Here is a 15,014-nt window from a genome sequence, read left to right on the forward strand (position 1 = left end):
AAAGAAAAATGCCGATCAGATGATCGGCATTTTTTTATTTAATTTTTGATAAAGGCGGTAAAATCAGACCATTGCTCAATGCGAAAAGCTCGAATATCTCTGACGGATTGAGCTAACCACGGCAGTTGTTTGAGAGCATTCATCGCCATAAACAAATTTGCCATATCTTCATTTTGGCTCGTGTATAAACTACCTTGGGTTCTCACAAAACCAAATTTGGATAAAGTTGCCCCAATATCCGTGTAGGCTTGTTGCACACCTTTTGGATGATTTTCTTGGGTATCTTTAACAATTAAATCAAATGCGATTGCAAACATTATTCTGCCTCTGGATCTGCCAGTAAACTTGATAATTTGTAGAGATCTTCGTAACCAGATTCAAGTAAGGTAATTTTGACCAACACATCGCCATCAGGCAGTTGCTCATAAGCCTCGCCAACGACATAAGGCACGCCAAATTGTCCGAATTGTTTAATCGTTCCCGTTGGGATTTGTTGTAAATTCATCTTATCCTCTTATGGCAAAAAATGATGTTGGCAAAGTATAACTGAGTTGTTTCAAATAAACAAAATTTAATCAAATCATCGTTAATGAAAGTTGCTAAATTTTTCGGTAAGATCGCATAACAAGCGGTATGTTCCGCCCAAATTTTTACAAGGAAATCCAATGAACCCAACTTTACTCAATAGCCTCGCTCAGATGATAACCGAGCAACGTAACCCAAATTCGATGAATATTGACCGCTTGTCGGCGTTGGAAATTGTGCGGATCATCAATAATGAAGATAAACAGGTCGCTTTGGCGGTGGAAAAGGCGTTGCCACAGGTTGCGGCGGCGGTGGAAAAAATCGTGCAAGCCTTTCAAAACGGGGGGCGGTTGGTTTATGTGGGGGCTGGCACGAGTGGGCGTTTGGGCGTGTTGGACGCGTCCGAATGTCCACCCACTTTTGGCGTGCCACCTGAAATGGTGGTGGGGCTGATTGCCGGCGGTGAGCGTGCGTTACGCCACCCGATTGAGGGGGCGGAAGATAACCGAGAGGCAGGCGTAGCGGATTTGCAAGGGGTCGGATTTTCGTCAAAAGATGTGTTGGTCGGCATTGCGGCGAGCGGTCGCACCCCTTATGTGATCGGGGCGATGCAATACGCTAAATCGCTGGGGGCGGCGGTGGTATCTATTGCCAGCAATCCCGCTTCGGCAATGGCGGAAATCGCTGATATTGCGATTGATACGGTGGTCGGTGCGGAAGTACTGACGGGGTCGAGCCGTATGAAATCTGGCACCGCTCAAAAGTTGGTGCTGAATATGCTCACCACCGCCTCGATGATTTTATTCGGCAAGTGCTATCAAAATCTAATGGTCGATGTGCAAGCGAGCAATGAAAAACTCAAAGCCCGTGCGGTGCGGATCGTAATGCAAGCCACCGAATGTAGTAAAGAGCAAGCGGAAACCACCCTGCAACAGGCGAATAATCACGCCAAATTAGCGATTTTGATGATTTTAGCCAATGTGGATAAAACCACCGCCGAGCAAATGCTGGCAAGCAATCAAGGGCGGTTGAAGTTGGCGTTGGATAAATAAGAAAAGCGGACACGAGAGTGTCCGTTTATTTTTTGTAGCCCCCTACCCCCTGCTACGCAGGGTACTTCCCCCGCAAGCGGGGGAAGTACCGCCGTTAGGCGGGGTAGGGGGAATCATTGCGAAATTTCCAAAAATCCCACCCCTTGAAATATCTATTTTTACGCCGCTCGGAAATCCTGCTTTCTAATCCCCAACACAAACAACGATCCGAAATAGCTAATTGCTGCGAGGGCGAGTAGCCACGCGAGCCAGTGGATTTTGGCGAGGGAGGTCATCGCAAACCATTGTGGCAGTTGGGGTGAGAAGTAGTAAACCAGTCCGCCCATTATCGCCGCTGACAGGGCGAGTTTGGCGGTGAACAGGGCGGTTTTGTCGCTGATTTGATACACGCCCTCTTTGGCGAGGTTGCGGTAAAGCAAGCCTGCGTTTACGGCGGCGGAAAGTGCCGAAGCCATTGCCAAACCGAGGTAACCGAATGGAATCGCTAACACGCCAAAACAGATATTGCTGACGGTGGCGATAATCCCGATTTTCACGGGGGTTTTGGTGTTTTGGCGGGCGTAGAAGCCGTTGGCGAGGACGCTAATCAACATATAGCTGTTCAAGCCTAAACACATAATCCACAAAGCGTGCGAAGTGGCGATCACATCTGGCAAGCCAAATTTACCCCGCATAAAAATCGTCATCATCAGCGGTTGAGCCAAAATCGCAATGCCGACCATCGCAGGAATACCGAGTAGTAGCACCATTCTCACCCCCCAATCGAGGGTTTGGCGAAACTCAATCGCCCGTTGTGGTTCGTCAATCTCTTTTTTCTTGGCGATGCGGGAAAGGCTCGGCAGCACCACGGTTGAGATCGCAATCCCAAATAAACCGAGCGGAAATTCGATCAAGCGGTCGGAATAGTAGAGCCAAGTGATCGAACCCGTAACCAAAAAGCTGGCGATCACTTGGTTAATCAGCAAATTGAGTTGAGTTACCGACACCCCAAATAGGGCGGGGATCATCAAATTGCGGACTTTTTTCACCCCCTCATCGTGCCACGCCCATTTGGGTTTGACGAGCAATCCCTCTCTTTTCAAAAAGGGAATTTGGAACAGAAATTGCAACAAACCACCGAGGAAAATCCCCCATGCCAATGCGACATCGGGCGAGGCGAAATAATCTGCCCCCCAAAGTGCCATTCCAATCATCGCTACATTGAGCAACACGGGCGAAAACGCCATCACCCCAAATTTACCAATCGTGTTCAACACCGCCCCAGATAAGGCGACAAAGGTAATGAACCAAAGGTAAGGGAAAGTAATTTTGAGCAATAACGAGGCTTGGCTAAATTTTTCGGCGTTCTGCCCGCCGTTCAGCCAATCCATAAACCAGCCCGTACCGAACAAGGCGGCGATAATCGGCGAGCCGATCATTGCCACCAGCGTTACAATCGTAACCAATCCGCCCAGCGTGCCAGACACTTTGGCGATAAATTCACGGGTTTTGTTCGGATCATTATCGGCGTTATATTCCGCCAACACTGGCACAAAGGCTTTGGAAAAAGCCCCCTCGGCGAACAAACGGCGAAGAAAGTTGGGAATGCGGTTGGCAAATAGGAAAACGTCCGACATCGCCCCCGCCCCGAGCAGGCTTGCCACCACCACATCTCGCACCAAGCCGAGAATGCGGGAAATCAGCGTCATCGAACTGACGATAATGCCCGATTTTAATAATTTCTTACTCATAAAATGCTCATCAAAAAACGAAAAAAAACAGCGGATCGCACCGCTTGTTTATCAGGATCGAGAAAATGATCGGAATTTTAGCAGTTTAAGGTAGGAAAATCAGAAAAAAACTGCTAAAATCTCGACCTATCGTTTCTAGGCAGGCTCTGCTTGGCTTTAAGCGGTATTATTTTCAAGCCCGTGTCTCGTTGAAAATGAATTTAAACTATCGATAGCAACGCATAAACTTCGGTTTATGTTTTTATTTTTACACAGATATTTTTAGGAGTTTGACCTTGGCTAATATCAAGTCAGCAAAAAAACGTGCGGTTCAATCTGAAAAACGCCGCCAACACAACGCAAGCCAACGCTCAATGATGCGTACTTTCATCAAAAAAGTATATGCAGCAGTAGCAACAGGCGACAAAGCAGTAGCAGAAAAAGCATTCGTTGAAATGCAAAAAGTGGTTGACCGTATGGCGTCAAAAGGCTTAATCCACGCGAACAAAGCCGCAAACCACAAATCAAAATTAGCTGCTCAAATCAAAAAATTAGCTTAATCGCTAACTTGATTTAAACAACGAAATTTTGGAAAAACCGACCGCTTGGTCGGTTTTTTTATGCTTGATCATCAGAATTAGAAATGTATTTTAAATTGAATGCTTAAATAAAAAGCGGTTAGATTTTGTGAAATTTTTTCAAAAATCTAACCGCTTGTTTTTTTTGAGGGTTACTCTACGGTAACAGATTTCGCTAAGTTACGAGGTTGATCCACATCGGTGCCTTTAATTAAAGCAACGTGGTATGAAAGTAATTGTAACGGCACGGTATAGAAAATTGGTGCGGTAATTTCATCTACTTTCGGGAACACAAGGGTTTTGTGTCCTAAGCCTGCATCGTGGTCGGCGAAAATGTAAAGCTGACCGCCTCTCGCACGCACTTCTTCGATGTTTGATTTCACTTTTTCGAGCAAATCATTTTCAGGGGCAACCACGATCACTGGCATATCGCTGTCGATTAACGCGAGTGGTCCGTGTTTCAATTCGCCTGCGGCATAGGCTTCGGCGTGAATGTAAGAAATTTCTTTCAATTTCAACGCTGATTCCATTGCGATTGGGTAAAACTCACCACGACCTAAGAATAAAGTATGGTGCTTCTCAGCAAAATCGGCAGATAATTGTTCAATTTCTTTATCTGATACCAAGGCACTTTCAATTTGAGCAGGTAAACGTTGTAAAGCGGCAACGATTTGTTGCTCTTTGTCCTCGCTGATATTGCCTTTTACACGTCCAAGTGCAGCGGTTAAAAGTAGTAAACACGTTAATTGGGTGGTAAATGCTTTGGTGGATGCTACGCCAACTTCAACACCCGCACGGGTCATAAATGCAAAGTCTGATTCACGCACAAGAGAGGAACTTGCTACGTTACAAATCGTCATTGCAGCCATAAATCCTGATTCTTTTGCAAGACGTAACGCTGCAAGAGTATCAGCGGTTTCACCCGATTGTGAAATCGTTACTAGCAAGCTGTTTGGACGAGTTACGAATTTGCGATAGCGGAATTCTGAGGCGATTTCCACATCACACGCCACACCTGCAATGGACTCAAACCAGTAGCGAGCGACCATACCTGCATTGTAAGACGTACCACACGCCACGATTTGGATATGTTCCACTTTTTTGAGGATTTGTTCCGCATTCGCCCCGATGGCGTCCAAATTCACTTTACCGTTAGCGATACGCCCTTCAAGGGTATTCATAATCGCCACTGGCTGTTCAAAAATCTCTTTTTGCATATAGTGGCGGTATTGCCCCTTGTCCGCCGCATCTTGCTCGAAATTGCCTTCGTGGATTTCACGCTCAACGCTTGCCCCTGCACGGTCAAAAATATCCACTGTACGGCGAGTGATTTCCGCCACATCGCCCTCTTCAAGGTAGATAAAACGGCGAGTTACGCTTAATAGTGCAAGCGGGTCAGACGCAATAAAATTCTCGCCCACGCCCAAACCGATCACGAGCGGACTGCCCGAACGTGCCACGATTAAACGCTCTGGATCGTCTTGGTTCATTACCACTGTGCCGTACGCCCCACGCAGCTGCACCACGGTTTTTTGCACCGCTTCTAACAAGGTTTTAGCGGTGCGGAATTCCCATTCCACCAAGTGAGCGATAACTTCGGTGTCCGTTTGCGATTGGAACACATAGCCACGGGATTGTAATTCGGTGCGAAGTTCTTCGTAGTTTTCGATGATACCGTTATGCACCACCGCAATTTTGCCCGAACGGTGTGGGTGAGCATTGGTTTCAGATGGCTCGCCGTGGGTCGCCCAGCGTGTGTGTGCGATCCCCGTGCCACCTAAAATTGGGTTAGCTTCAATCGCCTCGTCAAGGGCTTTCACTTTGCCCACACGGCGAACGATTTGCATTTCGTGCTTATCATTCAACACCGCCACCCCTGCTGAATCGTAACCACGATATTCCAAACGGTGTAAACCGTCCACCAGGATTTCTGCTACATCACGTTGTGCTACTGCACCGACAATTCCACACATAATTTTTGTTTCCTATGAGTTTGATATTAAAAATAAGTAAAAATTTGCGGTAATCTGACCGCTTGTATTCCTTTCTCTTTTGCCCCCTTCGGTCTCGCTTTGCTCGACCACTTCCCCCGCTAGCGGGGGCAGATCTGATCTTCCCCCGTTTACGGGGGAAGTACCACCGAAGGTGGGGTAGGGGGCAGCCCTAATTTGCGATAATTACCTCAACCCCCACCGCCTCAATCTGAGCCTTAATTTCGGGGGAAAGTTCATTATCGGTAATCAAGCGGTCAATCTGCGACCATTCCAGTTCAAGGTTCGGCATTTTACGGCAGATTTTTTGCGATTCCACCAGCACGATCACTTCCCTCGCCACGTCCGCCATTACTTGACTTAACCCGACCAACTCGTTGAAGGTGGTTGTGCCACGAGCCAAATCGACCCCGTCCGCCCCGATAAAAAGTTGGTCGAAATCGTAAGAGCGTAGCACCTGTTCCGCCACCTTGCCTTGAAAAGATTCCGAGCGAGCGTCCCAAGTGCCGCCTGTCATCAGCACAGTCGGCTCGTTTTCGAGGGCGGTTAATTCGTTCGCCAACGCTAACGAATTAGTCATAATCACTAAACCCGTTTGATGCAAGGCTTTGACTAACGCTCCCGTGGTGCTGCCGCTGTCGATAATAATACGATTGTGATCTCGAATCAGTTTCGCCGCCTCATTGGCAATCGCTAACTTTTGTTTTGAAAGATGTTCGCTTTCGTCAATCAACTCGGTTGGCATTTTGATCGCCCCACCATAACGGCGAAGAAGAAAACCGCTCTCTTCAAGGGCGGTTAAATCCTTACGAATCGTTACTTCCGAAGTCTCAAATAAAGTCGCTAAATCTTCGACACTCACTTCCCCTTGCTCTTGCACCATTGTCGCAATCAAGTGGCGGCGTTGTTGGGTGTTGCGTTTTGACATATTGAACCTCGATCATAAATTTCGTTTTAAGTTTCGATTCGTAAAAACGGACGGCATTATAAAGAGAATGATCAAAAAGTAAAAGGAAAATTTGAAAAATGCTCAACAAGGGGGTAGATTGAGCCAAATTTCTGCGAGAGAGTTACATAATGGAAAAAATCGAAAATCAGACCCCTTGCCCGTGCCAATCGGGCAAACATTATGGCGAATGTTGCCAACCGTTTCACGCATTTAGCCAATATCCCCCCACCGCCGAACAGCTAATGCGTTCTCGCTACACGGCGTTTTACTTGGCGAATGCGGATTACATCGTGCAAACCACCGTGCCAGCTCAACAGCCGTTGCTTGATGTGGCGGCAATCCAAGCGTGGGGCGAAAACACCGAATGGGCGGGGTTGGAAATCGTGCAACATCAACCGCAGATCAGCAAAATCCACAGCCAAGTGGAATTTAACGCTTTCTTTCGAACCGAAAGTAAAATAGAAACCCACCACGAAAAATCTCTATTCGTCCAAATTAACGGACGCTGGTTTTTTGTCGATCCCACCGTACCATTACCCGCACAAAAACAGCCCTGCTTTTGCGGTTCGGGCAAAAAATTTAAGCATTGTTGTGGGGCGTGGTTGTAGTTCCAAACGATTAGTTTTTTGATATTCCATTTGGTTATTTGCACCCCCTGATTTTTTGCCTAAAATGCCTCGCAATTTTGTTTTACCTATCAATAAGGAATGAATTATGTTGAAAAAATTATCAGTGATTGCGTTATCGGCGGTAGCATTAGCCACTTCGGTGCAGGCGGTGGCGAAAGAGAGTTTGTTAGAGCGTATCAATAATAAAGGCACGATCACGGTCGGCACGGAAGGCACTTACGCCCCGTTCACTTACCACGACGCAAGCGGTAGATTAACGGGCTACGATGTGGAAGTTACCAAAGCGGTGGCGGAAAAATTGGGCGTGAAAGTCGATTTTAAAGAGACCCAATGGGACGCAATGTTGGCAGGTTTGAAAGCGGATCGCTTTGATCTCGTGGCGAACCAAGTGGGCTTAACCACCCCAGAACGCCAAGCGACCTTTGATAAATCAGAATCATACAGTTGGAGCGGTGCGATGTTGGTGGCTCGTCAAGATTCCACCATTACCGCCCCAGAGCAAGTGAAAGGCGTAAAAGCGGCTCAAACCCTCAGCTCAAACTACGGCGAATTGGCTCGCAAATATCAAGCGGAGATCGTGCCGATTGACGGTATGGCACAAGGGTTATTGTTAATCCAGCAAAAACGTGCGGACGTTACGTTCAACGACTCGCTTGCGTTACTCGATTACCTCAAAAAGAACCCAAATTCAGGCTTAAAACCCGTTTGGGAATCAACCGAAAAAGTGGGTGCTGGCTTTATTGCGAACAAAGGCAACGATGAAGCCCTCGCCAAAATCAGCCAAGCGGTTGTCGAATTGCAAAAAGATGGTACACTAAAAAAATTAGGCGAACAGTTCTTCGGTAAAGATATTAGTGTTAAATAATTTCCTCACTTCCTTGCCATTTATGACGGACGCACGGGCGGAACTCGTGATAAATGGCTTTCTTCCTATGGTGCAAGCGGCGTTTTTAGTTTCGATTCCGCTTGCACTTGCGTCTTTTATTATAGGAATGATGATTGCAGTGGGCGTGGCGTTGGTGCGTGTTACCCCTGCAAGCGGTTGGATTCATCGGATTTTTCTCTGGCTAGTCAAAGGCTACATTTCGATCATTCGTGGCACGCCAATGTTGGTGCAGATTTGTATCGTGTTCTACGGCTTGCCAGCGATTGGGATTTTTATCGATCCAATCCCAGCGGCAATCATCGGCTTTTCCCTCAACATCGGGGCTTACGGATCGGAAACCATTCGGGCGGCGATTTTGTCTGTGCCAAAAGGACAATGGGAAGCAGGTTACACCATTGGTATGACCTATATGCAGACTTTCCGCCGCATTATCGCCCCCCAAGCGTTCCGTGTTGCCGTGCCGCCATTGAGCAACACTTTTATCGGCTTGTTTAAAGACACCTCGCTCGCCTCGGTGGTTACGGTTACGGAAATGTTCCGTGTCGCTCAACAAGTGGCGAATATGTCCTACGACTTCCTGCCCGTTTACATCGAAGCAGGCTTGATCTACTGGGCATTCTGCTGGGTGCTTTTCCTGATCCAAGCCCGCCTCGAAAAACGCTTTGATCGGTTTGTGGCGAAGTAAACTTTTTACCCTCTCCCTGATTTTTCTTCTCAACGAAGAAAAATCTGTCCCTCTCCCGTAAACGGGAGAGGGGTTTAATAGAAAAACTCTCGCCCACTTGTGGGAGAGAGACAGTTTTAAATGCGTTTAGCATTTAAAACAGAGAGAGGGAATAAACAATGAAATATAAATTATGCTAAAAATCCGCAACATTCACAAAACTTTCGGCGATAATCCCATTTTGCGTGGGATTGATCTGGATATTGAAAAAGGGCAAGTGGTGGTAATTCTCGGGCCTTCTGGCTCGGGCAAAACCACTTTTTTGCGTTGTTTAAACGCCCTCGAAATGCCCGAGCAGGGGACGCTAAATTTTGACGGAAACGCACCGCTTGCGGTGGATTTTTCCGCCCGTCCGTCCAAAAAGGAAATTCTCGCCCTGAGACGCAAATCGGGAATGGTGTTCCAAAATTACAACCTGTTTCCGCATAAAACGGCATTAGAAAATATCATCGAAGCCCCTGTTTTTGTGCAGGGTAAAGCCGTTGAACAAGCCAAGCAAGAGGCGATGGCGTTGCTTGCAAAAGTGGGCTTGGCGGATAAAGCGGATCTCTACCCGTTCCAACTGTCGGGCGGACAACAGCAACGGGTCGGCATTGCCCGAGCCTTGGCGATTCAGCCTGAATTGATGTTGTTTGATGAACCCACTTCCGCCCTCGACCCCGAATTAGTGCAAGATGTGCTAAACACGATGAAAGAGCTTGCCAACGAGGGCTGGACAATGGTGGTGGTAACGCACGAAATCAAATTCGCCCTCGATGTGGCGGACGTGGTGGTGGTAATGGACGGCGGCGAAATTGTCGAACAAGGCTCGCCCGAAGCCCTGTTCAACAACCCCCAACACGAACGCACGAAACGGTTTTTACAGCAAATTCGGGTTTAATCCTTTTGCAAGGGGTAGGATTTTACAAAATTTCGCATTAGATATTGTTACTTTCTTTGCACGAGCAAAGAAAGTAACCAAAGAAACACGCCCCGAGCATTTTGCTGATGTTTCGCTTGTTTCTAATTTCTGCGGTCGATTTGTAAACTCGCTTGCTTCGCAAGCTCAAACAGTACAAATCGCCCTTGAAATTAACGAAACCGCTCAACGCAAAATGACGGGGGATTTATTCGAGCAAGGATTCAAAATGTGAGGCAAATTCTTAATGAAACTGAAATTTTCAAAAATCCCACCCCTTGTAGCCATTTAGAAAATAAAAAAACCGCTCAATCGAGCGGTTTTCTATTTTCTACATTACTGTTTTTTCGCTAATAAATCACGAATTTCAGCAAGTAATTTTTCTTGTGCTGGTGGCTCTGCTGGGGCGGCTGGTTCTGGGGCTTTTTTGAGTGAGTTGATCAATTTCACCATACCAAACACCGCAATCGCGATAATTAAGAAATCAAATACGTTTTGGATAAATGCACCGTATTTGATCATTACCGCTTCGGTTTCGCCTTGTTTTTCTTGTAAAGTGATTGCAAGATCTTTGAAATCTACGCCGCCGATTAACCAACCGATTGGTGGCATAATCACATCGCTGACAAGTGAAGAAACGATTTTACCGAACGCACCGCCGATGATCACACCGACAGCCATATCTACTACGTTACCTTTTACCGCAAATTCACGGAACTCTTTTAAAATGCTCATTTTAAATCCTTAATAAAAAATTGATGTTCTTTTGCCGAAGCAAAATAGGGGGCGAATTATACATAAATTCGCCATTTTTGTTAGTGAAATTTAACAAACTTTACTTAATTGTTTACCGAAGCGTTGCACCTGTTGCCAGTCGGTGTATTCGTATTCTTTGCTGGCATCGGTGTCGCCTTTGGTGATCTTCATTATCAGTTGAATGCAGAGGCGGTCGAGTAAGGTGTAGCGAGGGTAAAATAAAGCCCCTGCGAACACTTCCACCACCGTGGGTTGCCATTTGATGCGAGCCAGCAATTTGCGGGTGTAGGTGTTGGTTTGCGGGGTGTTGCGGGTGGCTTTGCGAGCGGTCAGATTCACGCTAAAAAAGGAGGTGCGTTTTTGGTTGAGTAGGGCGAAATGTTTTTCGATAAATTGTTCGAGCAATTTATCAAAATGCCCGTAGCGAATGGACGCCCCGATCACGATTTGATCGTAGCTCGCCAAAATTTCAGGGGAAATACCCGCTTGTTCCCGCAGGGAAAGCACTTCGGTGGCGTGGTCAATATGGCTGGCAAGTTTTTCGGCAATTTTCTTGGTTTGACCGTCATTAGTGAGATAGAGAATTAAGGTTTTCATTTAATCTTTCCAAAATACAGGGCTTAAAATAACGAGAAGCGTGAACACTTCCAAACGACCGCACACCATTGCAATGGTCAGCACCCATTTGGCGGCGTCTGGCACTTGGGTGAAATTACTGCTCACCGAGCCGAGGGCTGGCCCGAGATTGTTGAGACTGGCGACCACCGCATTGAAGCCGTCAAAGGGTTCCATTCCACAGGCGATTACCGCTAACCAGCAGACCAAAAAGACAAACAAGTAGGCGGCGAAAAACGCCCAAATACCTTCTTCAATCCGTTCGGAAAAAACGTGTTTGCCGAGTTTGATTGGCTTGACCGTGTTCGGGTGAACGAAGCGGTGTATTTCTCGGTTGGCTTGCAAATAAAGTAATAGCACGCGGATCACTTTCAATCCTCCCCCCGTTGAGCCAGCACAACCGCCGATAAAGGAAGCCAGCACCAGCAAAATCGGCAAAAAGGACGACCACGAGGAAAAATCGGTAGTAGTGAAGCCTGCGGTGGTGGAAATCGACACCGATTGAAATAACGCTTGCTCAAAGGTGGTTTTTGGGTCGTCAAAATAGTTGTAAAAGCTCAACACCACCACGCAAGTTACGAACAGGGCGAGCTGAATAAATACGAACGAGCGAAATTCATAATCCTGCCAGTAAAGGCGGCTAAAAATCGACTGTTTGCGTTTGTTGTTGCGATCTTTGAGTTGGTCGAACAGGGCAAAATGCAAGCCGAAATTACAGGACGAAATCAGCAAAAAGGCGACCGTGATGTAGTTGATCGCCGAGCTGTTAAAGTAGCCGATACTCGCATCGTGGGTGGAAAATCCGCCAATCGAAATGGTGGCAAAACTGTGGGAAATTGCATCGAACGGGGTCATTCCTGCCAGCCAAAAGGCGAAAGCACAAAGCACCGTCAGCGTGAGGTAAATCTGCCAGAGCATTTTTGAGGTTTCGGCGAAGCGTGGCCGCATTTTTTGATCTTTGAGCGGGCCAGGCATTTCCGCACGGTATAATTTGCCGAGACCGATCATCGGAATAATCGCAATCGCAAGCACGATGATCCCCATTCCGCCTAGCCATTGCAGAAATTGGCGATAGAACAACATCGCTTTGGGTAGGGTGTCTAAGCCCGTAATCACGGTCGCCCCCGTGGTGGTTAGCCCCGAAAACGACTCAAACACCGATTCGCTAAAATTCAAATCAGGCTTTTCGAGCAGAATAAAAGGCACAGCCCCCAACGAGCCAAGCACCACCCAGAACAGCACCACAATTAAAAATCCCTCACGGGAACGCAGTTCGTTTTTGTGCTTGCGACAGAACCACCAAAGCACCGCCCCAACGGTAAAATTGAGCAGAAAGGCTTCCAAAAAGGCTCGACCGCCGCCGTCATCATAAATTAACGCCACGAACGCAGGCACAAGCATTGTGAATGAAAAGCTCATCACAAGAATGCCGACAATTCGCATAATGGTAAAAAACTGCACAAAAACCTCAAAAATCTGCTTACAAGCGGTTAGATTGGGGCGAATTTTAGCAAAAAAGCCCCAAAACGACAAAAGCCCCCAAGTTGGGGGCTTTGTATTAAGAGAGAAAATTAACGCGCGTTAAACTCAATACGGCGGTTTTTCGCACGACCCTCTGCGGTGTTGTTGTCCGCCACTGGGTTTTCTTGACCGTAACCTTTCGCGGTTAAGGCACTTTCTTCCACGCCTTTGCTCACTAAGTAGTTACGCACAGCGATTGCACGTTTTTCAGAAAGTTGTTGGTTCGCAGCGGCGTTACCTGTGTTGTCGGTGTAGCCTGCGATTTCGCCTTGGCGTTTGCTTTCCACTAAGTGTTTCGCAAAGGCGTCTAAACGGCGGAAGTAACGTGAGCTAATTTCTGATGAACCTGTGTTGAACACGATCTCTAAGTCGATTTTGTTCGCATTTACATCAGCGATTTCTGCCGCTTCTTCTTCCGCTGCGTTCGCTGCTGGGGCTGCGGCTTGTGCAGCTTCTGCCACAGTTACTTTATCTGCATTGATTGAGAAAACATCGCCTAACACTGATTTCACGTTATCCACAAGGGCAGTTTTCTCGCCTGCATTTGCCACTTGACCCACAAGGTTTACCACTTTATCCGCAAATTCGCCGTTTACCGCTGGGAATGCTTTTAATGCGTTCGCTAAACCTGCGAAGTTACCGAAGCTAAATTGTGGTGCGTTAGCATCAACGGCTAATTTATCCACAAGCGGTAAGTTGCCTGCTAAACCTTTGAAAGCGTCTAAGATGTTCGCTTTTACGCCTTCATTTTGAACTGTACCAGAAACCGTGAAATCTTTATCTGATTTCGCCCAACCTAAGTTGCCTAAGCCCTCAACGAGGTTTGCCACTGGGTTGTCTGCTTTCACGCCGTCTGCATTGATGTCGAATGCTGAACCAAGCACGCCTTTCACTTTATCCACAAGGCTGGCTTTTTCATCGCCGTTTGCTACTTGACCGATTAAGTTGAACGCTTTGTCTGCGAATGAACCGTTTACGTTCGGGAACGCTTTTAACGCATCAACCAAACCGCCGAAGTTATTAAAGCTGAATTGTGGTGCGTTCGCATCAACGGCTAATTTATCCACAAGCGGTAAGTTACCTGCTAAACCTTTGAATGCGTCTAAGATGTTCGCTTTTACACCGTCATTTTGCACTGTACCAGAAACGGTAAAATCTTTGTCTGATTTCGCCCACGCTAAGTTGCCTAAGCCTTCCACCACTTTTGAAGCAACGCTTGCTGGTGCGGTTTCAGCGGTTGGGGCTGGGGTAGCTTGGGTTGAAGTGGTTGTGCCACCGCAGTTTTTCAAACCGAAGATCGCCGCTAATAAAGCTAAACCACCGATTACCCATTTGCCTAAGCCAGATTTTTTATCTTCTTTCACCGCAGTCGCTGCTTTGCTTGCGGCTGCCGTTGCTGATGAAGCCGCAGAAGAAGTGGCTGCTTTCACGGCTGCACCCGCACCCGCTAAACCTGCACCTACTTTCGCTACGTTGCCTAATACATCGTTGAAGTTACCAGAGAAACCTAATGCACCAAGGGTGTTGCTGTCTAAGTTTGACGCTAAGGCTTTGGTTTGGTCGCCGAGTAAGCCTAAGAAACCGTTTAAGCCTAAACCGTTTAAAATTTTGCCTTTGAAGAATGAGAACACGGTTGGCAATAACATTCCCAACACACCTTTGGTGGTGGTTGAAGAAACGTTAAGGTTGTTTGATAAGAAATCTGTGATTGAATCTGCACGCTCACCGAACAGGCTTGGTAATAATTTTGCCCCTGTTTCTAATAAGCTACCGCTTGCTGCTGCGTCTGCTTTACCCGTTAAAATATCTAACGGATTGCCAGAGAAATTGGTGTTTTTGATTAAATCGAAAAGTGCAGACGCACCTTGTTGGGTGCTTGCTTTTTGGGTCATTCCGCCTAATACCATTGATAAACCTTTGGTTAAAAGGCTACCACCTTGTTCACCAGAAATGCCGAATTGTTTGGTGATTTGGTTTAACACTAAATCACGCACTGGGCCTTGCACTAATTGAGATAAATCGAAATTCATTGTTGTTCCTTAAAGTAAGTGAATAAAAAATCGCCACCTTTTTTGACTTTCTTCCCAAAACCGAGTGGCGAGGCAAATTTTACCTAGCCTTAGGTACAAAAAATAGGGAAAGTTCAAAAATAGAGGAATTTCTTACAAAGTTTACGAAAGT

General features: G+C 46.8%; 15 protein-coding genes. 6 read left to right on the forward strand and 9 right to left on the reverse strand.

Translation table 11 applies throughout. From position 1 onward, the window contains the following. Window positions 1-38: 38 nt before the first annotated feature. Together B0187_RS07035 and B0187_RS07040 are read right to left on the reverse strand one after the other, a co-directional pair. The gene (locus B0187_RS07035; protein ID WP_078237154.1) at window positions 39-317 is read right to left on the reverse strand and encodes a virulence factor; all 279 of its coding nucleotides are present in this window, start codon (window positions 315-317) and stop codon (window positions 39-41) included. After that, the gene (locus B0187_RS07040; protein WP_078237155.1) at window positions 317-505 is read right to left on the reverse strand and encodes a DUF5397 family protein; all 189 of its coding nucleotides are present in this window, start codon (window positions 503-505) and stop codon (window positions 317-319) included. Before B0187_RS07040 ends, B0187_RS07035 begins: the two co-directional genes overlap by 1 nt. A 160-nt stretch (window positions 506-665) precedes the next feature. On the opposite strand from B0187_RS07040, the gene murQ reads away from it, so the two are divergent. Beyond that, complete coding sequence (gene murQ, locus B0187_RS07045) at window positions 666-1,577, forward strand: N-acetylmuramic acid 6-phosphate etherase (RefSeq protein WP_078237156.1); 912 nt, start codon at window positions 666-668, stop codon at window positions 1,575-1,577. A gap of 158 nt (window positions 1,578-1,735) precedes the next feature. Here murQ and murJ read toward each other — a convergent pair whose 3' ends face one another. Further along, window positions 1,736-3,307, reverse strand: a complete 1,572-nt coding sequence (gene murJ / locus B0187_RS07050; RefSeq protein WP_078237157.1) for a murein biosynthesis integral membrane protein MurJ — start codon at window positions 3,305-3,307, stop codon at window positions 1,736-1,738. A gap of 275 nt (window positions 3,308-3,582) precedes the next feature. On the opposite strand from murJ, the gene rpsT reads away from it, so the two are divergent. Continuing rightward, window positions 3,583-3,846, forward strand: a complete 264-nt coding sequence (gene rpsT / locus B0187_RS07055) for a 30S ribosomal protein S20 (RefSeq protein WP_078237158.1) — start codon at window positions 3,583-3,585, stop codon at window positions 3,844-3,846. 170 nt (window positions 3,847-4,016) lie between these two features. Here rpsT and glmS read toward each other — a convergent pair whose 3' ends face one another. Continuing rightward, complete coding sequence (gene glmS / locus B0187_RS07060) at window positions 4,017-5,837, reverse strand: glutamine--fructose-6-phosphate transaminase (isomerizing) (protein ID WP_078237159.1); 1,821 nt, start codon at window positions 5,835-5,837, stop codon at window positions 4,017-4,019. Window positions 5,838-6,027: 190 nt separating this feature from the next. Continuing rightward, window positions 6,028-6,783, reverse strand: coding sequence for a DeoR/GlpR family DNA-binding transcription regulator (locus B0187_RS07065; protein ID WP_078237160.1), 756 nt, complete (start codon window positions 6,781-6,783; stop codon window positions 6,028-6,030). Window positions 6,784-6,932: 149 nt separating this feature from the next. Here B0187_RS07065 and B0187_RS07070 point away from each other — a divergent pair, with 149 nt between their 5' ends. The 4 genes from B0187_RS07070 to B0187_RS07085 all read left to right on the forward strand — a co-directional run bounded on the left by B0187_RS07070 (window position 6,933) and on the right by B0187_RS07085 (window position 9,923). After that, a complete protein-coding gene (locus B0187_RS07070) occupies window positions 6,933-7,412 on the forward strand; it encodes a YchJ family protein (protein WP_078237161.1) in 480 nt (159 codons plus the stop codon). A gap of 106 nt (window positions 7,413-7,518) precedes the next feature. After that, on the forward strand, window positions 7,519-8,298 hold the full coding sequence (locus tag B0187_RS07075; RefSeq protein WP_078237162.1) for an amino acid ABC transporter substrate-binding protein: 780 nt from the start codon (window positions 7,519-7,521) through the stop codon (window positions 8,296-8,298). A 22-nt stretch (window positions 8,299-8,320) separates the two neighbouring features. Then, a complete protein-coding gene (locus B0187_RS07080) occupies window positions 8,321-9,004 on the forward strand; it encodes an amino acid ABC transporter permease (RefSeq protein WP_425432440.1) in 684 nt (227 codons plus the stop codon). A gap of 172 nt (window positions 9,005-9,176) precedes the next feature. Next, window positions 9,177-9,923: an amino acid ABC transporter ATP-binding protein gene (locus B0187_RS07085; RefSeq protein WP_078237164.1), complete on the forward strand. Its 747-nt coding sequence runs from the start codon at window positions 9,177-9,179 to the stop codon at window positions 9,921-9,923. Window positions 9,924-10,277: 354 nt separating this feature from the next. On the opposite strand, the gene mscL is transcribed toward B0187_RS07085, so the two are convergent. From mscL to B0187_RS07105, 4 genes are all read right to left on the reverse strand, one after another. Beyond that, a complete protein-coding gene (gene mscL / locus B0187_RS07090) occupies window positions 10,278-10,676 on the reverse strand; it encodes a large-conductance mechanosensitive channel protein MscL (protein ID WP_078237165.1) in 399 nt (132 codons plus the stop codon). 90 nt (window positions 10,677-10,766) lie between these two features. Beyond that, on the reverse strand, window positions 10,767-11,294 hold the full coding sequence (gene hemG / locus B0187_RS07095; RefSeq protein ID WP_078237166.1) for a menaquinone-dependent protoporphyrinogen IX dehydrogenase: 528 nt from the start codon (window positions 11,292-11,294) through the stop codon (window positions 10,767-10,769). Further along, window positions 11,295-12,773 (reverse strand): TrkH family potassium uptake protein, encoded by a 1,479-nt coding sequence (locus tag B0187_RS07100; RefSeq protein WP_078237167.1) that lies wholly within the window; start codon window positions 12,771-12,773, stop codon window positions 11,295-11,297. It lies immediately after the preceding gene. A gap of 110 nt (window positions 12,774-12,883) precedes the next feature. Beyond that, complete coding sequence (locus B0187_RS07105) at window positions 12,884-14,863, reverse strand: OmpA family protein (RefSeq protein ID WP_078237168.1); 1,980 nt, start codon at window positions 14,861-14,863, stop codon at window positions 12,884-12,886. Between the last annotated feature and the right edge of the window lie 151 nt (window positions 14,864-15,014).

The sequence above is a fragment of the Haemophilus paracuniculus genome (assembly GCF_002015115.1).
Lineage (GTDB): Bacteria > Pseudomonadota > Gammaproteobacteria > Enterobacterales > Pasteurellaceae > Haemophilus_E > Haemophilus_E paracuniculus.